Annotated in this window: 15 protein-coding genes; 5 read left to right on the top strand and 10 right to left on the bottom strand. The window is 59.6% G+C overall.

Translation table 11 applies throughout. The features are described from left to right. Window positions 1-10: 10 nt before the first annotated feature. The 10 genes from AC1RO5_RS19955 to yaaA all read right to left on the bottom strand — a co-directional run bounded on the left by AC1RO5_RS19955 (window position 11) and on the right by yaaA (window position 14,765). Window positions 11-1,576, bottom strand: coding sequence for an MBOAT family O-acyltransferase (locus AC1RO5_RS19955; protein ID WP_493177135.1), 1,566 nt, complete (start codon window positions 1,574-1,576; stop codon window positions 11-13). Between the two features lie 248 nt (window positions 1,577-1,824). Next, window positions 1,825-2,955: a mannuronate-specific alginate lyase gene (locus AC1RO5_RS19950; RefSeq protein ID WP_493177133.1), complete on the bottom strand. Its 1,131-nt coding sequence runs from the start codon at window positions 2,953-2,955 to the stop codon at window positions 1,825-1,827. Window positions 2,956-2,966: 11 nt separating this feature from the next. After that, window positions 2,967-4,418, bottom strand: coding sequence for an alginate O-acetyltransferase (locus AC1RO5_RS19945; protein ID WP_493177131.1), 1,452 nt, complete (start codon window positions 4,416-4,418; stop codon window positions 2,967-2,969). A gap of 10 nt (window positions 4,419-4,428) precedes the next feature. Then, window positions 4,429-6,030 (bottom strand): mannuronan 5-epimerase AlgG, encoded by a 1,602-nt coding sequence (algG, locus tag AC1RO5_RS19940; protein WP_493177130.1) that lies wholly within the window; start codon window positions 6,028-6,030, stop codon window positions 4,429-4,431. Between the two features lie 26 nt (window positions 6,031-6,056). Next, window positions 6,057-7,544 carry an alginate export family protein gene (locus tag AC1RO5_RS19935; protein ID WP_493177129.1) on the bottom strand — a complete coding sequence of 496 codons (1,488 nt, stop codon included), beginning with the start codon at window positions 7,542-7,544 and terminating at the stop codon, window positions 6,057-6,059. Further along, entirely contained in the window at window positions 7,541-8,965 is a 1,425-nt protein-coding gene (gene algK, locus AC1RO5_RS19930) for an alginate biosynthesis TPR repeat lipoprotein AlgK (RefSeq protein WP_493177128.1), read from the bottom strand. Before algK ends, AC1RO5_RS19935 begins: the two co-directional genes overlap by 4 nt. 9 nt (window positions 8,966-8,974) lie before the next feature. Beyond that, a complete protein-coding gene (locus tag AC1RO5_RS19925) occupies window positions 8,975-10,144 on the bottom strand; it encodes a PilZ domain-containing protein (protein WP_493177126.1) in 1,170 nt (389 codons plus the stop codon). 35 nt (window positions 10,145-10,179) lie between these two features. Further along, entirely contained in the window at window positions 10,180-11,661 is a 1,482-nt protein-coding gene (alg8, locus tag AC1RO5_RS19920; RefSeq protein ID WP_493177124.1) for a mannuronan synthase, read from the bottom strand. Window positions 11,662-11,833: 172 nt separating this feature from the next. Beyond that, complete coding sequence (locus AC1RO5_RS19915; RefSeq protein ID WP_493177123.1) at window positions 11,834-13,150, bottom strand: nucleotide sugar dehydrogenase; 1,317 nt, start codon at window positions 13,148-13,150, stop codon at window positions 11,834-11,836. 835 nt (window positions 13,151-13,985) lie between these two features. After that, entirely contained in the window at window positions 13,986-14,765 is a 780-nt protein-coding gene (gene yaaA / locus AC1RO5_RS19910; protein WP_007936296.1) for a peroxide stress protein YaaA, read from the bottom strand. A gap of 323 nt (window positions 14,766-15,088) precedes the next feature. On the opposite strand from yaaA, the gene AC1RO5_RS19905 reads away from it, so the two are divergent. From AC1RO5_RS19905 to moaE, 5 genes are all read left to right on the top strand, one after another. Then, entirely contained in the window at window positions 15,089-16,213 is a 1,125-nt protein-coding gene (locus tag AC1RO5_RS19905; RefSeq protein WP_493177121.1) for a polysaccharide deacetylase family protein, read from the top strand. Window positions 16,214-16,548: 335 nt separating this feature from the next. Beyond that, window positions 16,549-17,940, top strand: a complete 1,392-nt coding sequence (locus AC1RO5_RS19900; RefSeq protein ID WP_253418941.1) for a PhoH family protein — start codon at window positions 16,549-16,551, stop codon at window positions 17,938-17,940. 141 nt (window positions 17,941-18,081) lie between these two features. After that, window positions 18,082-18,555: a cyclic pyranopterin monophosphate synthase MoaC gene (gene moaC, locus AC1RO5_RS19895; RefSeq protein ID WP_007936290.1), complete on the top strand. Its 474-nt coding sequence runs from the start codon at window positions 18,082-18,084 to the stop codon at window positions 18,553-18,555. Then, complete coding sequence (locus tag AC1RO5_RS19890) at window positions 18,552-18,794, top strand: MoaD/ThiS family protein (RefSeq protein WP_493177119.1); 243 nt, start codon at window positions 18,552-18,554, stop codon at window positions 18,792-18,794. The genes moaC and AC1RO5_RS19890 overlap by 4 nt, the downstream gene beginning before the upstream one ends. 3 nt (window positions 18,795-18,797) lie before the next feature. Further along, window positions 18,798-19,247 (top strand): molybdopterin synthase catalytic subunit MoaE, encoded by a 450-nt coding sequence (gene moaE, locus AC1RO5_RS19885; RefSeq protein WP_493177117.1) that lies wholly within the window; start codon window positions 18,798-18,800, stop codon window positions 19,245-19,247. Window positions 19,248-19,302: the final 55 nt, after the last annotated feature.

The following is a 19,302-nucleotide window of genomic DNA, read 5'->3' as shown; positions in this document are numbered from 1 at the left end:
GTCAGATCCCTCAGAACTGGAAGTAAAGGAACGGCGAGAAGCTTTGCGCCGAGAGTTTGAGAATCGAAGCGATGAACAGCAGCAGTACCAGGGCGCGCATCACGTAACGGGACCAGTCGGTGGTCCAGTAGGCCGGTTGCACAGTCGCTTCAACGCCGACGGTGTAACCCGGTTGGTGGATGTTGGCCGGGTTCTCGCCCGGTACGGCTTTGATCATTCCAGGTGTCGCCGCGGCCGGGCCGTCGGTTTCGGTGTTCACCGCAGGTTTGGTTTTGACCGGCGGCTGATTGGTGTAGAAATCACGCAGGCCGAAGAACGCCAGGGTCACGTAAGCCACCACCAGGGTTGCCACTTGCAGACCGGTGAGGCTGGCCTGGTTGAGTTCCGACAGCGACCATTCGCCGAAGCTGAACATTGCGCCGTACATGCGACCGGCGACGTGCAGGTTCTCTGCGCGGAAGATCACCCAGCCCATCACTACCAACAGGAAGGTCAGGGCCCAGCGGATCGGGTTGAAGCTGCGCGGCGAAGTGTTCAGGCCGATGGCTTTTTCGATCGCCAGCCACATGCCGTGCCAGGCGCCCCAGACGATGTAGGTGATGTTCGCGCCGTGCCACAGACCACCAAGCAGCATGGTCAGGAACAGGTTGCGATAGGTCATCAGCGTGCCTTTACGGTTACCGCCGAGGGTGATGTACAGATAGTCACGCAGCCAAGTGGAGAGGCTGATGTGCCAGCGGCGCCAGAACTCGGTGATCGACTGGCTGATGTACGGCTGTTTGAAGTTTTCCATGAAGCGGAAACCCATCATCATGCCCAGGCCAATCGCCATGTCGCTGTAGCCGGAGAAGTCGAAGTACAGCTGCGCGGTGTAGGCCAGGGCGCCGAGCCAGGCGTCGCCCGTGGTCGGGTTCTGCAAGGCGAAGCAATGGTCGGCGACCACCGCCAGGGTGTCGGCGATGAACACCTTCTTGATGAAGCCCTGCATGAACCGCGTGGCACCTTCGGAGAACTTGTCGAGGGTGTGGGTGCGGTTGTTGAACTGGTCGGCCAGGTCGCGGAAACGCAGCACGGGGCCCGCGATCAAGTGCGGGAAGATCGCCACGAATGCAGCAAAGTCGATCAGGTTGCGGGTGGCCGGGGTATCGCCGCGGTAGACGTCGATGATGTAGCTGATGGACTCGAAGATGTAGAACGAGATCCCGATCGGCAACAGCACGTGGGTCAGGATGAACGGCGACAGACCGACCGAGGTCATCATCGCGTTGATGCTCTCCACGCCGAAGTTGGCGTACTTGAAGTAGCCGAGGATGCACAGATCCACCGCCACGCCGAGCAGCAGCCAGCGTTGGGCCGGTTTGGTCTTGACCCCGGCGGCGCCAACTTTCAGACCGATCCAGTAGTTCCACAGCGTGACGGCTGCGAACAGCGCAAGGAAGTCCACACGCCACCAGGCGTAGAACACGTAGCTGGCGATCAGCAGCAGCAAGTTGCGATAGCGTTGCCCGCTCAAGTAGTACAAGCCGAGAAAGATCGGCAAGAACAGAAACAGGAACACGTTGGATGAAAATACCATCCCGATCTCTCCATGTTTAACCAACAGTCAAGGGCCAACGGCCCCCCCAAACCCCCCACGAAAATCCGGGGTGGTTGTATTGCATGCTGCGCACTTACCTGTGGCGAGGGAGCTTGCTCCCGCTGGGGTGCGAAGCGCCCCTGAAACCTGATGACGCGGTGTCTCAATCAATCCGCGTTCACTGGGTTACGACTGCTTCGCAGCCGAGCGGGAGCAAGCTCCCTCGCCACAGGGGAATACAGTCAGCTTTAAGAACCTTTGCCTTTTTCATTGGCCGGGTCGTAGACCTTGGTCAAATCCCCGCCGAGGCGGAAAGACTTGAACGGCTGCATCTTGTGCTTGAGTTCCAGCACATTCGGCGCGCAGGTGTAGAGCGAGCAGAACGGTTCGAGCCAGGCGAATTTCGAGTCGATCTTGAGATCGGTCATGTCCTGATCCTTGCCGTTCTTCTTCTCGAATTGATCCGGGTCTTGCACACCCGCGAGTACGCGATCACCCAGGCGTTTCAAGGCGCCGTTGTTTTCCTGACGCAAATCCACACCGTTGGCCTGGGCGAAACTGGCGATCATCGCCAGCGGCGGCAGGGCGTAGTTGTGGTAGGCGAGGGCGCGTTGCTGGCGCTTGAGTTCGTTTGGCAGGAAACCTTGCGCATCGATCTGATTGGCGCCGACCTTGAATTCCTTCACGGCCCAATCGAACAGGTCGCGGCGGTTGGTGGCGACCGACGTGGCCATCACCGACCAGGCGGCCCAATACGAGTGGTTGTTGGTTTGTTCGAGTGGCAGGTTGTCCCAATCGCTGACCACCTGATCGGCCATTTTGCTGAACCAGGCTTCAATCACCTGCGCTTGTTCCTGGTGGGTGGCCAGGGGATGCGAGTCAGAGAATTTCAGGCGGATATAGGACGACGCCATGCTGCCCAGCGCCCATTTGCGCATGGACTTGCCGGTGTGGTTGAAGTCCCTGGACATCAACGCATCGGCCTTGGCCCAGGCCGTCAGCCAGTCGAGGGTGCATTCCAGTTGTTCCGGGCGACCGTCACGCATGAACTGCATCACTCGCTTGCTGGTGCCACGCTCGATCTTGGTGATGTCGGCGGTGGTGTCGCGGAAGGCCTTTTCCGACTCCTCGTTCAGGGTCGAACGGGCCTTGTCGGAGCCTTCGTATTTGCTGCGAAACTGCAGGGCGCCGGTGTAGGGCGTCGGCATTGCGTCGCAGCCTTCGCTCTTGTCGCCGGTCTTGAATTTATCCACAGGCGCAAAATACCCCTGGGGCGGGCGCAGTGGCGCGGCGGCTTGAGTGGCGCCGGCGAACATCGCCAGAGCCAGCAGGGAGGGCGCGAGTAACTGTTTCAAAGTTCGGGTTTGCATACAGTTCATAAGAGGTAGCCTCATTGCCCGGCTTGAGCAGTACGCTGCCCGGTGCCGGAGAACACGTTGCGTTTGCAGATTTTCGCTTCGACTTTCTGCGGCGCGGCGCCTGGTGTTTCAGGCCCCTGGACTTCAACGGCCAGCAGATTCTGCGAGGCCCAGTCTTCGTCCGTGCGCAACTCGAAAGCGAAACGCCCGTCGGTCTCGGAGGTTTCCGGCTTGTCGATCTTGATGTCCTCATGACGCCCATTCATGTACCAGAGGGTGGCATGCAAGGTTTTCACCGACGTATCGGCGAAGCGGATGTCGACCTGATGGTCGCTGTTGCGCAGGTCCAGGTTCTTGCTGTTGACCATCAATTCGTTTTTGCCCGGCTTCAGCGAGGCGCTGCCGCTCATCTGTGCATCCTTGCCTTCGCAACCGTTGTCGAGCAACGCCATCATCTGGCGGTAGATGGTTTCCTGGTCGAGGCGATAAAGCGGCGAGAATTCCCAGATGAGAATCTTCGGTGGCTTGGTCTGGAACTCTTCGCTGCCCAGGTACTGCAGCATCGAACCTTCCAGGCCACCGCCGGGGAATGCCACGTTGAGGATGTCGGCGCCGATGGCCTCTTCGAGGAAACCGGCGAAGTTGTAGTTCTTGCCACTGTGACTGGTGCCGACCAGGGTGATTTGCGGGTTGCCGGATTCGCCGAACAGATCGCCATCCGCCGCTTCGCCCTTGGGCTCGGTGGTGAACTGATCCATGTACTGGATCGCGTAGCTGGTGCCACAGAGTTGACCCGCCATGTTGTGCAACGTTCCGGTCTTGCCCATGCGACCCGACTTATGGGTCTCGAATTCACGCTTGGGAATGTCGGCGAAGACCGGCAACTGCTTGACCTTCTCGGCGACGATCTTCGCGGTACGCTGGGCGCCATACGGCGTCCAGTGCTGGTCGCCGCGGAAATAGAAATCGTGGGCCGGCAGGGTATCGGGCAGCGATTCGTTGGTCAGCGGCGACAGGTCCGGCACCACGTAACCCATCTGCGCGAAACGCCCGAGCATGGTTTTGTAGTTGGTCAGTGCCTTGTCGAAATCGTAGCTCGCCTTTTCGGCCGGGTTCAGCTTGTTGCGGTTCACCAGGCCACGGGTCGGCTGGTAAACGATGACCAGTTCCACGCCTTTGCTCTTGAACGCATCGTGCAGTTGCTTCATGCGTTTGTAGCCGGCGGGCGTGGTGTCGAATTCGGTGCGCAAGTCTTCTTGCGTACGGAACAGCCAGTCGCCCTGGGCCTGCACCAGTGTGGTGAAGTTCTGCTGATAGCGGGTGGTGTAGTTCTTCGGGTCGTGGGCTGCCGGGCACAGGCTGCAGCACGGCTCGGCGCTGAAGCTCGGTGCCTTGGCGTCTTCGGCACGCACGCCAGTGCTGGCCGCGAGAATGCCCGCAGTCAGGGCCGACAGGCTGAGTAATTTGATCAAGTGTGGGTGCATAAAATTATCCTCAGTCCCGCATTTCGGTCTGGCGTTCGACAGGGTCGATCAGCACGGCTTTCTGCTGGCGCACCAGCAGGTCGAGAATTTCATCCTGGCGCTCGCCGAGAATCCCCGAGAAGCTGATGCCGCTGGTTTTGGTCGGCGCGAGCATCGACACGCGATACAACTCCACGCTCAGCGGCGAGTCGATCGACAGCGGTCCGCTGCCGTTGGCGGCCAGTTCGCCACCAACCACGATCAGCGACACCTGGGCGTCGAACGGGTCGAGCTTGATGTCCCGGTCGGTGTCGCTCAGGTCTTTGATGTGCCCGTAGACACCGGTCAGGCCGTTGGCCATCGAGACGTTTTCGTACAGGCGAATGTTCACGCTATTACGAATACGGATGCCGTGGCGCCGGTTGCTGATCACCTGGTTGCCCCACAACAGGTTGTCGGCACTCTCGTAGAGGGTGATGCCGTCGGTGTGGTTCTTGTAGATCTCGTTGTAGGCGATCAGGTTGTTAACACTGTTACGGTCGATCACCAGGCCCGACAGGTGGTTGTCATAGCTGCGGTTGTTGAAGATGAAGCTGTCGTTGACCTCACGGGAAATAATGATCCCGTGCTTCTTCTTGGTTCCGTAAACCGTGTTGTCGGCGATGATCAGGCCGTGGGAACGGTCATGGGGGTCGATGCCGTAGACGATGTTGTCTTTGTAGGTGTTGCCCTTGACCACGAAGTCGCGGGTTTCGTAGCAGTAGAAGCCGTACCACATGTCCGAGAACTCGGAGCCGACGATCCAGCCGGTCGGTTCAGGGCGCTTGAGCACCTTGGCCATGTTCGGCGTGTACTGGGAAATACTCACGCCGTAGGACTTACTGTTGGCGTAACCGAAACTGGCGATCTTGCTGTTGGCGATGTAGGTCTCGGTGCCGCCCCAGGACAACAGGAACGGACGGAATTCCTTGGGCGACGAGAAGGCCGCCGGGCCGTTGGCCTTTTCGCTCCAGCCGGTGATCTTGGTATCACGCACAAACAGCTGACCGTCGTTGACCAGGAACGATCCAGCCTCCTGGGACAGGCGCAGTTCCTGGGTCTGTTTGTCGATTTCCAGAATGCCGTGTCTGCCCACCACGATCGGCAACTTCGCCAGGAACACACCTGGCGACGTTTCGCTGAGGTACTGCTTGGGCAGCTTCTTGGTCAGATCCTTGAGGTTCATGTAGCCGTCGTCGACGAAGATCGCCTGCGGGATGCCGTGCTGACGCACCACCCACTCGGCCATCTTGTTGTCGCCGCCGATGAAGTCCTTCAAGGCGTCTTCCTGCATCATCCGGCGCACGCTGATCTTGCCGGGCTTGGTGCGCACGATTTTCGCGGCAATGGCTTCGGCGGTGTAGCCAGAAGTGTCCGGCAGTTTCGGCTTGGCCAGGTCCAGCGGCGCGGTTGGCGCGCTGCTGACGGTGTAGGTCTTGGCCTGTTGCAGCCCCTTGGCCACGGTCGTCGATTTGCTCTGCTGTTCAGGCTGGTGCACAGACTTGGCCGGTTCGACGGTGGCGAAGGCGGCTGCGCTGGCCAGCAGCAGCGCGCCGGCCAGCAGGCTGATCGAGCCTTTCTTGGCGCTGTTCATGTCGGGCACTCCCTTCGCGGTTTGCATCAGAAGCGCCAGATCACGTCGATAAACGCACGGTGCATGTACGAGTCGACTTCTTTGCCATAGGCATCGCCTGGCTTGAACACACCGCCACGGAACCGCACCAGGGCCGAAGGCTCATCGATCGACTGGCTCAACGCCGCCGGCAACAGGCCTTGCTTGAAGTACTTGGTGACCACCAGGTCCATTTCCTGACCGAGGTCTTTGTTGCCATCTTCCAGCGGCAGGGAAGTGCTGGAGAGGATCGCGCCGGTCGCGTCGTCGGTGTTGTTTTCAACAGCGTTGATGCCGTTGTTGCCCACCGGCTTGTTGCCGTCCACACGCCAGAACTTGTGGTAGATCAGGCTGGCGTCGTATTCGTCGTTGAGCATCCAGGAGCCGAACAACGTAGCGGTCTGCATGTTGTTCATTTCGCCACGGAAGGCTTCGCCGAAACGGTGAACCCGCGAGCGCGTACCGGTGTAGTTCGAGCGGTTGCTTTCCAGGCCGTTCTGTTCGTACTCGGCGCTGGCGCGGGCATAGGCTGCACCGACTTGCCACTGCGGATCGAGGCGCAGACGCACACCCACGTCGGTAGCCCAGCCGTTCAGGTCTTCACCACGCTTGGCTTCTGCCGGGCGAGTGCCGTCGGCATTCAGCGGGTTGACCGTGTCACGGTCGCCGCTCATGCCGGTGATGCTGCCCCAGTAATTGACGGTGTTGGTATTGCGCCAGTTGTAGGCATCGCTGTCGGCGGTGAGGCCGAGCCAGCTGATGTCGCCGTTCTGTTTCTTGTCCAGGGTATCGCCGGCCACGCCCGGCTCCGGATAGTCGAGCTTGCCGTTATCGTGGGTGTGATGACCGCGAATGCCGACCCAGTTACCGGGTGTCCACTGATACGCCGCATCGGCGTAGGCGTGCAGGCGATCCTTGTCTTTGGGCGCCAGTTCTTTCAGGTCGGTACGGTATTCGCTGAAGCGTTCGGCGATACCGACGTTGGCGCGCAACAGGGTGGTGTCGAAGGTCCAGTTCAGGGCTTCGATGTTGGTGTCGCGCCATTGGCCGTCGTCGTTGCGCAGGCGTTGGCGACCGAACTTGAGGATCTCGCCAGGGTAGGGCGTGAGGCCGCTGTAGCCGACCCAGAACTCGCGCATCGCCAGGTAGTTTTTCTTGGTCTTGCGATCACCGCTGTCGGTGGTCTGGGTGCCGCTGTTGTCGGACTGCTGCAGGGTGTCGGTTTCGATGATGTCGGTGGACGTCACGGCCTGACCCATCGCGTAGGCGCTCCACGCGCCGCTTTCGCCATAGACCCATGGGCGCAGGTCGAGGCCGACGCCGTTAACGTCGCCGCCACCGGCGGTGCCCAGGTCACTGTCGTCTTCGGACTGGCCGGTAACTTTGACTTCGAGACCGAAGTTCTTGTCTTCGGTCAGGGCCGCCAGGGTCGGGCACGACCACAGCAGGGCGAATGTCAGGCCAATACCGGCCTGCACGAATGGATTGAGCTTCATAGGGATTCCTCGCCGTCTTCTTCTTGCAGGGCGTGCAGTTCCAGCGTGTCCGGACTCACGGTGCTACGAATGGCTTGCTCTTGTTTGAGCAGGCGTTGGGCCTCGGCCAGCCGCTCAGGCGGCAGTTGCGCTTCGAGTGTTTGCGCAAGCTCAGTGGCTTGCGGGGTGTCTTGAGCCTTGGCCAATTGGCTGAAGACGTAAGCGTTGACCGGGTCGGGCCGGGTGCCCTTGCCTTGGGAGAACAGTTGGGCGATGGCGAAATCGGCGCTGTTCTGGCCGTTGCGTGCAGCGGTCAGCAGGTGATCCAGGGCTTTCTGCGGATAGACCTTGCCCAGGTAACCGCGACGGTAAATCTGGCCGAGGTAGTAATCGGCGGCGACTTCCCGGCCGACGGCTTTCTTGAAGTGCTCTTCGGCGACCTTGGCGTCGGCGGGCACCATCTTGCCTTCGTAGTAGAGCTTGCCCAGCAATAGTTCGGCGCGCGGCTGGTCGGCGGCGCGGCCGTTGTCCAGGTACTTCATCATCGTGTCGACGTCGCCCAGTTCAGGGAAGTCGTAGAGCAATTGCGCCAGGCTGACCCAGGACGCCGGGTAGCCAGGGGCGATGCCTTCGAGCAGCGACTGAGCGGTTTTTTCGTCGGTCTTGCCCAGGCTCGCATCGCCCAGCACGCGGGCCACGCTGTCGATACGTTGCGCAGAGACGGCGCCACGGCTATGAGCGGCCTGCATCTGCTTGATCAACTCGGCCTGTTGTTCGGGCTGGCCGCGTTTCTGATAGACCGTGGCCAGTTCGACGTAGCAGATGTCGGTGGTGTTCAACGCCGCTTTGCAGATTTTTTCCACGTCATCCAGGTGCTGGTCGTAAGTGCCTTGGGTGCGATAGAGCAGCACCTGGGCCAGACCTGCTTCCGGTTTGCCTTCGGCGCGCCATTGGCTGATCTGCTGCTGTGCGTTGACGTTGGGGAAACTGTGCGGGAATTGCAGGTACAGCATCGCCAGCGGGATCAGGGTGTTGCCTTCGCCATTGGTCGCGGCTTTCTTCAACAGTGCTTCGGCTTCGTGGTGTTCGGCTTCAGTGGCGCCAGGTTTGGCCACCAGCAGGCGACCCAGGCGAGCCTGAGCCCGCGGCGAGACGCTGGCCGCGGCGCGGTAAGTCGCCTCGGCTTTTTTGATCTGCGCCGGGTCGCGGCTGTCGACCTGAATGTCGGCCAGCCCAACCTGGGCTTCGCTGTAACCCAGGTCGGCCAGTTGCTGATAGTTCTGCGCCGCCAGCGTGGTATCACCGCGCTTGAGGGCTTCATTGGCCAGGCGCTGGTCGGGCAGGCCGGCGCAACCGGCCAGGCTTACGGCCAGTGCAACTGCACACAGTGATCCTATGTGGGTGCGCGGTGTTCTGAGGATTTGTGGAGTCGTCACGGGCATGTCCTCTTTTTAAAGACCGGCGGCCATGGCTTTGTTGATCAGCCAGTTCAGGTTCGGGCCACGGGTGCTGTTCACTTCCACCGGGCGACCGGCGAGTGCGCTGTCCAGCGGCTCGTCAGGTTTGATCTGCACGCGGATATCGGATGACAGGTCTTCGCTTTTCAGGCTGGTGCTGCTGACGATCTTGCCGGTACGAGTCTGGTCTTCGCCGGCGATCTGGAAGCTGACCGAGGTACCTGGGCGCACGTCGCCGAACTGGCGATAGGAGAAGCGTGCTTCAACGTTGGCTTCGGTATTACGCGGCACCAGTTGGAAGATCACGTCACCTTTGTTGGCGTATTGACCGTTAGCCACCAGTTGCTGGGCCACGGTGCAATCGCACGGGGAGGTCAGGGTGCCGGTCATTTGCTTGCCGAACAGTTCTTCAACCTTGGACGGTTGCAGTTGGTTTTCGTCCAGATGGCCCTTGAGCACGTCGAGCATGCTGGTGCTGAAGGTCGCCAGCGGTGCGCCTTTGGCGGCAACGCCGTCGGCCTTGATCAGGCTCTGCACGGTACCGTCGCGCGGCATGGTGATGTTCATGCCTTGCACGCTGACCAGACCGGCCTGGGCGTGGCTGACGAAGTACATGCCGTACACCGATTTGAAAATGAAACCGAACGCCACCAGGCCGACCACGAAGATACCGGCGCTGAAGGTCACCGCTTTCAGGCGGCCGAAAGGCGTCATGCCGTGGCCGCCGTCCTTGACCTTGCGCGCCTTGGTGAAGTTGTCGCGCTGCAGGGTTGCCAACACTTCACCGATGCTGACGATGTCGCCGGCCAGGTGCGAGGTGATCAGGTGGCGCAGGGTGGAAATGTCCCGCGGTTCCAGGTTCTGGAACTGGCAACCGGTGCGACCGGTCTGGCGGTCGACGGAGCGGATCTGCAATTCCACGTCCATGGCCAGGCCAAGGTTATCGATGACGAATTGCAGACGGGCCTTGTGCACATCGCCGACCTTCAGCGGCAGCTGACCGGCGTTGAACGCCAGGCCGCCTGCGGAAAGGTCGATGACCCGGGCTTCGACCGGGGTCCGGTCAGGGCCGAAGAAACGCAGCTTGGCCGGAATTTTCACACGGGCGTGTTGGCGCTGGGCTTCGGATTCGTGCACTACGTTGCTGTTGACGGCGGTATTCATATGGGCGATTTCCTAGTTAATTCAGGCGAGTTCGGTCAGACCATCATCAGCAGCACGGCGACAAAGATGCTGCCGGCGGAGAAGGTCATGGTCCGAGACGACCAGGTGTTGAACCAACGTTGAAAGCTGGCGAGATCACGGGTCAGAGAAGTGGGCTGGCGAGTCCAGGATTGTTTGTCGAGGCGGAAGAACACGTAGATCTTCACCAGCGCGCCGACGATCTGGTTGTAATAGAGAATGGCCGGGTACGCCGGGCCGATCCGGTGACCGGAACAGGACAGCAGCAGGGTCAGGATCAGGCGCGTGATGCCGATCCACAGCAGGTAAACCAGGATGAACGCGGTGCCGTACTTGAAGGTGGCGATGAGCGCCACGGTCAGGCCCAGCAAGGACGTCCACATCGACACACGCTGATCGAACAGCACCACCGAAGTGAACAGACCGAGGCGTTTCATCCCCAGGCCCAGGGCGCGGGAGTTCTGCCGCAGGTTGTTGCCGTACCAGCGGAACATCAGTTTGCGACTGGCCTTGATGAAGCTCTTTTCCGGCGGGTGTTCCACGGTATGGATCGCGGCGTCGGGCACGTAGAACGTGTCGTAACCCAGGCGCATCAGGCTGAACCAGCTCGACTTGTCGTCACCGGTCAGGAACTTGAAGCGGCCCAGGCGCCAGTGTTGCAGCGAGTCGCTTTCCACATCGGCGATGAAGTCCGGGTTGGTGACCACGGTGGCGCGGAACACCGACATCCGGCCGGTCATGGTCAACACGCGCTTGGACAGGGCCATGGAGCACATGTTGATGTGACGCTGGGCGAATCGCAGTTTGTGCCATTCGCTCATGATGTAGCCGCCGCGCACTTCGCAGAACTCGTTGGTGGTCAGGCCGCCGACATTGCCGAACAGCTGGAACCACGGCACGGTCTTGAGCACGACGCCTTCGGCCAGCACGGTGTCGCCATCGATCACGGCAACCACGGCGCGGTCGTCCGGCAGGTGGCGGGAGATGGCGCGGAAACCGTAGGCCAGGCCATCGCGCTTGCCGGTGCCGGGAATGCGCACGAAGTCGAGCTTGACGCTCGCGGGTGGGTTCATGCGTTTCCAGAGGCTCTTGACCAGCAGCTCATCGGACATTTCGACGATGGAGCACACCACGGTGGTCGGCAGGCCGCAGTCGATGGCCTCGCGGATTACCGAGCTGTAGACCTGCGCGGTGGTCAGCGCGTCGATACGGAAGCTGGTGACCATCAGGAACACATGGGAGGGGTCTGCCGCTTTGCCCAGCTTGCGCACTTTGCGCCGCAGGTACGGGTAGACCACGTACAGAAACAGCATGCCGCGCAGAAAGTGCGTGGCACCCATCGAGTAGCGCCAGATACCGACGATACCGATCAGGAAAATGAAGTCCTTCGACTCGGAGTCGAACGTGGACACAGGCAACGCAATGGCGATGCCCATCAATAAACTTAGGTAAAACAGCCAACCGGCGGCCTGAAGTAGGCCGTGCTTTAGCCTGTGCATAATCTGCATCCGTCTCGATCTCGGGCGGAGCCCGATTGGGTTAAGGCAGGCGTAAAAGCCAAGGCGATCTCATCGGACCTGTAGGAGCGAGGCTTGCCCGCGAAGGTTGCGTACCTGACACACCGCGTTGTCAGGTTCGCCGGCAAGCCTGGCTCCTACAGGGGGTGGTGTGTTACCAGCAGATGCCTTCAGTCCGGCCACTCACGCTGGTGGCTTTGGACATGAAGCCGACCAGGTCGACCACTTGCTTGCCGTGCGGTGCTTCCAGCGCCAGGGCGCGGAATTTCTCGTCACGGTTACCGAGGATGATCACGTCGGAGTTGTTGATCACGTCGTCGAAGTTCGAGTTGAGCAAGGACGAGACGTGAGGGATCTTCGACTCGATGTAATCCTTGTTCGCACCGTGGACACGGGCGTACTCGACGTTGCTGTCGTAGATGCTCAGGTCGTAACCCTTGCCGATCAGCATTTCCGCCAGGTCGACCAGCGGGCTTTCGCGCAGGTCGTCGGTGCCGGCCTTGAAGCTCAGACCCAGCAGGGCGACTTTGCGTTTGTCGTGGCTGGAGACGATGTCGAAAGCGTTCTGCACCTGGGACTCGTTACTGCGCATCAGCGAGTTGAGCAGCGGAGCTTCCACGTCCAGGGAGCCGGCGCGGTAGGTCAGGGCGCGGACGTCTTTCGGCAGGCAGGAGCCGCCGAACGCGAAACCAGGACGCATGTAGTACTGGGACAGGTTCAGCGTCTTGTCCTGGCAGACCACTTCCATCACTTCACGACCATCGACGCCGACAGCCTTGGCAATGTTGCCGATCTCGTTGGCGAAAGTCACCTTGGTGGCGTGCCACACGTTGCAGGTGTACTTGATCATCTCGGCGACGGCGATGTCCTTGCGGATGATCGGTGCGTCGAGTTCTTCGTACAGCGATTGCAGAACGTCGCCCGAAGCCTTGTCGAATTCGCCGATGACGGTCATTGGCGGCTGGTCGTAGTCGGCGATCGCGGTGCTTTCACGCAGGAACTCAGGGTTCACGGCAACACCGAAGTCGACACCGGCTTTCTTGCCGGAGCAGTCTTCGAGAATCGGGATTACCACGTTTGCCACGGTGCCCGGCAACACGGTGCTGCGCACGACGATGGTGTGGCGGGTGGTTTTGTCACGCAGAACAAAACCGATCTCGCGGCACACGGCCTCGATGTAGTTCAGTTCCAGGTCGCCGTTCTTCTTGCTCGGCGTGCCGACGCAGATCATCGACAGGTCGGTGTCGCGAATCGCCTCGGCGAAGTTGGTCGTGCCGCGCAGACGGCCAGTCTCGATGCCCTGTTTCAGAAGTTCGCCCAGACCGGGTTCAACGATCGGCGAACGACCGGCGTTGATCATATCGATCTTGTCTTTGGCAACATCGACGCCAACGACGTCATGGCCCCGTGCAGACAGGCAACCGGCACAGACTGCACCGACGTAACCCAAACCAAATATGCTGATGCGCATCGCATTTACCTCTCAGTTAATCAAGACTGTGTTCAACAAGCCATTACATGGCCGGAGTTAATGGTGTTCAGCGGTCATAGTGCACTCGCAAGTGCGGCCTTAAAGGCGTCACAATGCCGGGTGCAGGCATACTAAGTTCCGAGTGTCTAAATAAGTGCACTCAAGATGTGCGCAACCAGGCCTTATTGTTATGACGTGCCCTGTTATGCAGCCGACCCTCTAATCAGAGGACGTTCGTGCAAAGGTCTTGCGCGCTCAATGCCAGGCCAGAAGCCCGTAAATCAAGCGGTTGGGTGCTCGGGTGAGCACGTTTATAGGGGCGCTGCCGTGGCCTTGTAGGGGATATTAATGGTGCGTTATCTCCTGTCCTTCATGTGTTGCCCAAATAAGTGATCCATAAGTTCAAGTTGATGTGACAACTTCGCTATCGGGACCGCTTGTCTGTGTAAGTTATCTCGTACGTTCGCCGAGAGAATCGTTACGGGTGGTATGAGCGGCGCATTTGGACATAGTTCCTGTCCGCCCATCGCGATTTCTGAAATTTCTTGAAATATTGAAAAAGATGGCACTGCTCTCATATTGATAGCACTTGCCGTTTCGCCCTTTATATATAGGGTGATTATTGCCTTGGATATTTTTTTGCCACTACCCACAAAAATTTTCAGTGCCACTACTGAAAAAAATCAGCAAAGTCGAGTGAAACAAAAGTTAGAAAATGGAGTGCTTGTTTTTTGGCGCCAATAAGCCGGCGAAAAGGTGGGGGATTGTTCGAGGATCGAAGGGATGGCGCACGACAAAGTTGTCCATGTCGTGCGCTGATTGAGTGCGGGTCTGGTTACTCCGGTGCGTGATCGCGCAGGAACACCAGATTGTCCGGTTTAGACTGTTCGCTGCTGTAGCGATAACCCTGAACATCGAACTGCTTGAGGGCGGCCGGGTCATTGATGCGTTCTTCGATGACGAAGCGGCTCATCATCCCGCGGGCCTTTTTCGCGTAGAAACTGATGATTTTGTACTGGCCGTTCTTCAAGTCCTTGAACTCGGTATTGATGATGCGCGCGTTCAAGGCGCTGCGTTTGACCGCCGAGAAGTATTCGTTGGAGGCCAGGTTCAGCAGCACATCGTCGCCTTGATCGGCCAGCGCTTCGTTCAGCCATTCGCTGATCCGCGTGCCCCAGAAGGCATACAGGTCCTTGCCGCGGGCATTGGCCAGCTTGGTGCCCATCTCCAGCCGATAGGGCTGCATCAGGTCCAGAGGGCGCAGCAAGCCGTACAGGCCGGAGAGCATGCGCAAGTGCTGCTGGGCGTAATCGAAGTCGGCTTCGCTGAAGGTTTGTGCATTCAGGCCGGTGTACACGTCGCCCTTGAACGCCAGCAGGGCCTGCTTGGCGTTTGCAGGGGTGAAGGCCGGGGTCCAGCTACCGAATCGCGCGGCATTGAGGCCGCCAATCTTGTCGGAGACGTGCATCAGCTCGCTGATCTGCGCCGGCGTAAGGTCGCGCAGTTGCAGGATCAGTTCCTGGGAGTGGTCGAGGTATTGCGGCTGAGTGAAGCGCTGGGTCGCCGGCGGTGTTTCGTAATCGAGGGTCTTGGCGGGGGAAATCACCATCAGCATGAAGTCGGCTCCTTTAATCGTGGGGGCGATTCTAGGGGGTTGTCTGTGTTGACTCCAGCTATGGGTGTCATAGGTGATCGGTGGTGTAGCCAGGTTTTGTGGCAGAAGGAGATCCTGTGGCGAGGGAGCTTGCTCCCGCTCGAGCGCGAAGCGGTCGCAATACAGGCGCATGGTTTTATCCGCAGAATATATTTGTCGGTTTGGGGGCTGCTTCGCAGCCCAACGGGAGCAAGCTCCCTCGCCACAATGAGTTCGGCGCAGCTGCGGGAATTTGAACGTGATCGGCTATAGTGCCGCGCGGGTTTTGTTATGGAGACATCCCATTGCGTATCGTTTTTCTATTCTTCGCCTCGCTGTTGAGCTTCGGCGCCCAGGCGGCGCCGGGCGATGTGGCGACGCTGGATCGCAGCACCTGGCCTGAGCAGCTCGGCAACCCGACCCTGTTCGACGTTGCCTCCCGGGCCGAAATCCTCATGTTCGCCCGCGTCCTGTTGGCCAGCGAATCGCTGGATGAGGCGAGCCTGGCTCAACGCCTGGGCCTGCGCACCGTCAATCTGGAATCGGTCAACCACCTGCGCCAGCGCATGTGGCAGCGGTTGCTGAGCAACTATAACTTCGCCCAGCAGAGTTGCGATCAGGATGCCTCTTTCTGTTTCCTGGTCGAGGACATGGATACCCTGCGTGAGCAAGCAGCCAAGTTTCAGATCAGCGACGACAGCTACTACATCAAGTGGGCCGAGCCGAGCCGGCTGTTCCACGCCCAGTACCTGGACGAGCAATTGCGCAAGGCCGCGCTGTTCCCGCAGACCAGCAGCGAAGTCGATCGTTTTGGCGACTATGAGCGCAATGGCGATGCCATGCATGACCGCCTGTTCCTGCTGACTTTCGACAGCGCCGCCAATGCCGCGCCGGATAACACTGCCTGGATCACCGAGTACCTGCGCAAATCGAACATGAGCGCTACGTTCTTCGTCCTCGGCAAGGACATCCAGGCCCGTCTGGCTGAACGTTCGGTGACCAGCCTGCAAGGGACCTATTCGCAGCAATGCGTTGGAGTGCAGGGTTGGGAGTTCCGTTCCCACAGCTACTGGCAAGACTGGCAGGACTCGGTACGGCGCAGCGCCGAGCTGGTCAAGGGCAAGCTGCCGGAGAATTACGTGCCGCTGTTTCGCCCGCCCGATGGCCAGCGTCGGTCCGATGCTGAAGGCTTCTTCAGGTCTCAGGGTTTGCAGGTGGCATTGTGGGACATCGATGCCCAGGACGGCGCCGGCAAGCTCAAGGGCAACCAGAGTGCGCAACGGGTGCTGACCCTGATGCTGCTGTGGCGGCACGGGGTGATCAACTTCAATGTGAAGCAGGATTCGCTGAAAACCGCGATGCCGTGGCTCATCACGCAAACGGCGCGAAGCGGGATCGGTTGGGAAAACTGTCAGGACGCGTTTCGCTGAAACGGGGAAAGCCCGTAAACATTGGGGCAGGGACGTTTTTGGAGGAGATTTCGATGCAGGCGGACTTCCGACTTTAGCGGGGTGCTGGCAGTCCGCCAAGTGCTATTGGTCATTCTGAAAAATAAACTTCAAAAAAACGTCAAAGTGCTTTTTTCTGTCATGTGTTTTGGAGTATTACGAAGACAGACCGCCGAAACCTGCAACACAGGTGGCGTCTTCCAAGACTCCGTTTGGGTTGCAATCACTTGAGTCTGAGCAGGTGATTTCGGTGGCCACTTCGAGGCGCAGCACTGTCATGGTATTGCGTCGACTGGCTCCCACAAAGGTGACCGAGTATGGATGATCACGGACGTAGCCCTTCCAACCAGCCAATCCTTTATGTACTCGATACCAACGTATTGATTCACGATCCAAACGCCCTGCTTAACTTCGAAGAACACCACGTCGCGATCCCGATGACCGTGCTTGAAGAGCTGGACAAGCTCAAGAGCGGGCCTCACAGCGTTGCAGCGGAATGCCGTCAGGCCATTCGGCTGATCGACAAGACCCTGGGCGATGCCAGCCCCGAAGACGTCGAACTCGGCGTTCCGATCCAGCGCGGCAAGAGTGGGCCCAAGGGCTTGCTGTCAATTCTGATGAGCAAGCGTGCCGAGCCGAACATCATTCTGCCCGAGCACCTGAACGACAACATCATCATCAACCAGCTGATTGACCTGCGCGCGCGTGATGCAAAACTGCCCGTGGTGCTGGTCACAAAAGACATCAACATGCGCCTCAAGGCCCGGGCTTGTGGGATCGCGGCCGAGGACTACAGCACCGACCAACTGGTCGACGACGTTTCGTTGCTGCCCAACGGTTATCACAACATGACCGGCTCCTTCTGGGACCGGGTGAGCAAGGTCGAAACCCGGCAGGATCATGGTCGCACCTGGCATCAGGTGCAGCTGATCGACAACCTGCCTGCCGTGCACGTCAACGAGTTCATCATCGACGAACAGGGCTTTGTCGGCTGGATCAAGGAAATCCAGGTCGACAAGCTGTTGATCCTCGACCTGCATCAGGAGCCTCTGTTGCACCAGGAAGCCTGGGGCCTGAAACCGCGTGACATCTATCAAAGCCTGGCGCTGTACGCCTTGCTCGATCCGGACATTCACCTGGTCAACCTGTCCGGCGCGGCTGGTTCCGGTAAAACCATCCTGGCCCTGGCGGCGGCCATCGAGCAGACCATGGTCAGCAAACGCTACCGGCGCATCATTGCCACCCGCAGCGTGCAGGGGCTCGACCAGGAAATCGGTTTCCTGCCCGGCACCGAAGCGGAAAAGATGGAGCCTTGGCTGGGCGCCATCACCGACAACCTCGAAGCCTTGCACATGGATGACGAAAACACCCATGGCAGCGTCGACTACATCCTCAGCAAAGTGCCGTTGCAGTTCAAATCCCTCAACTACATTCGAGGCCGTAGCTTCCAGCAGAGTCTGATCCTGATCGATGAATGCCAGAACCTCACGCCGCACCAGATGAAAACCATCATCACCCGTGCTGGCGCCGGTTCCAAAGTGGTGTGCCTGGGCAACCTGGCGCAGATCGACACCCCTTACCTGTCCGCGACCAGCTCCGGGCTGACGTACCTGACCGAACGCTTCAAAGACTTCCCCAACGGTGTACATATCACCCTGCAAGGGGTGCCACGTTCGATTCTGGCCGAATACGCCGAATCGCATCTGTAACCCTCACCACAGAACCGGGCGACCTCAAAGTCGCCCGGTTTTTTTATGGGCAACACTTTCCCCTGTGGTGATCGGATAATCGTGCGTGCGGAAAATTGACCCGCAGGTTTACAATCGATGCTCCTGATCAGGAGTAACGCTGTGCTGACTCATCTCGATTCTCAAGGTCGCGCCAATATGGTCGACGTCACCGAAAAAGCCGTGACGTTCCGCGAAGCGACGGCCCAAGCGCTGGTGCGCATGCTGCCCGAAACCCTGCAGTTGATCGTCAGCGGCGGTCATCCCAAGGGTGATGTGTTCGCCGTGGCGCGGATCGCCGGCATCCAGGCGGCGAAGAAAACCAGCGATCTGATTCCTCTGTGCCATCCGTTGATGCTCACCGGCGTCAAGGTCGAGCTCAGTGCCGAAGGTGACGACACCGTGCGCATCGTGGCGCGCTGCAAGTTGTCCGGGCAAACCGGCGTCGAGATGGAAGCGCTGACCGCCGCCAGCGTTGCGGCACTGACTATTTATGACATGTGCAAAGCCGTGGACCGTGGCATGACCATCGAGAGCGTGCGGCTGCTGGAAAAGCTCGGCGGCAAGAGCGGCCATTTTCAGGCGGATCAACCATGAACGTGACCGTGAAGTTTTTTGCCCGTTACCGTGAGGCGCTCGGCGTGGATTCGGTAAAGGTAGAAGGTGATTTCGCCACGGTCGACGATGTGCGTGCGCTGCTGGCCCAACGTGAAGGCGCCGAGGTGTTGAGCGAGCAGAACCTGATGTGCGCCCGCAACGAAGACCTCTGCCAGCTCGATGAACCGGTCTGCGATGGCGATGAAGTGGCTTTCTTTCCAACCGTGACCGGGGGCTGAGCCATGGCGATTCGTGTGCAGCCCACGCCGTTCGACCCGGGCGTTGAAGTCAACGCCATGCACGCGGCCGATGTGGGCGTCGGTGCGGTGGTGAGTTTTGTCGGCTACGTACGCGACTTCAATGACGGCCTCGACGTTGCCGGAATGTTTCTGGAGCACTACCCGGGCATGACCGAAAAAGCCCTGGGCAAGATTGCCGCGGAGGCCGAGCAGCGCTGGCCTCTGTTGAAGCTGGAAGTGTTGCACCGCATCGGCGCGCTGGAGCCGGGCGAGCCGATCGTCTTCGTCGGTGCCGCCAGCGCCCACCGTCAGGCAGCGTTCGATGCCTGCGCCTTTGTCATGGACTACCTGAAAACCCGCGCGCCGTTCTGGAAGAAAGAAAACACCAGTGATGGCGCGCGCTGGGTTGAAGGGCGCGACAGCGATCATGCGGCGGCGGATCGCTGGAAGTAATAGTCGTCCTTTTGATCTTTCTTTTGATCTTTCCTGCCCCGAAAAAGCACCTGCG

This window comes from Pseudomonas sp. GW822-FHT02G04, from assembly GCF_058802085.1.
This window is presented reverse-complemented; position numbering and strand designations above follow the sequence as displayed.

Bases quoted from the DNA above. Each gene is read 5' to 3' on its own strand.
- AC1RO5_RS19955 (WP_493177135.1), bottom strand. From the start codon at position 1,576: ATGGTATTTTCATCCAACGTGTTCCTGTTTCTGTTCTTGCCGATCTTT.
- AC1RO5_RS19950 (WP_493177133.1), bottom strand. From the start codon at position 2,955: ATGAACTGTATGCAAACCCGAACTTTGAAACAGTTACTCGCGCCCTCC.
- AC1RO5_RS19945 (WP_493177131.1), bottom strand. From the start codon at position 4,418: ATGCACCCACACTTGATCAAATTACTCAGCCTGTCGGCCCTGACTGCG.
- algG (WP_493177130.1), bottom strand. From the start codon at position 6,030: ATGAACAGCGCCAAGAAAGGCTCGATCAGCCTGCTGGCCGGCGCGCTG.
- AC1RO5_RS19935 (WP_493177129.1), bottom strand. From the start codon at position 7,544: ATGAAGCTCAATCCATTCGTGCAGGCCGGTATTGGCCTGACATTCGCC.
- algK (WP_493177128.1), bottom strand. From the start codon at position 8,965: ATGCCCGTGACGACTCCACAAATCCTCAGAACACCGCGCACCCACATA.
- AC1RO5_RS19925 (WP_493177126.1), bottom strand. From the start codon at position 10,144: ATGAATACCGCCGTCAACAGCAACGTAGTGCACGAATCCGAAGCCCAG.
- alg8 (WP_493177124.1), bottom strand. From the start codon at position 11,661: ATGCACAGGCTAAAGCACGGCCTACTTCAGGCCGCCGGTTGGCTGTTT.
- AC1RO5_RS19915 (WP_493177123.1), bottom strand. From the start codon at position 13,150: ATGCGCATCAGCATATTTGGTTTGGGTTACGTCGGTGCAGTCTGTGCC.
- yaaA (WP_007936296.1), bottom strand. From the start codon at position 14,765: ATGCTGATGGTGATTTCCCCCGCCAAGACCCTCGATTACGAAACACCG.
- AC1RO5_RS19900 (WP_253418941.1), top strand. From the start codon at position 16,549: ATGGATGATCACGGACGTAGCCCTTCCAACCAGCCAATCCTTTATGTA.
- AC1RO5_RS19890 (WP_493177119.1), top strand. From the start codon at position 18,552: ATGAACGTGACCGTGAAGTTTTTTGCCCGTTACCGTGAGGCGCTCGGC.
- moaE (WP_493177117.1), top strand. From the start codon at position 18,798: ATGGCGATTCGTGTGCAGCCCACGCCGTTCGACCCGGGCGTTGAAGTC.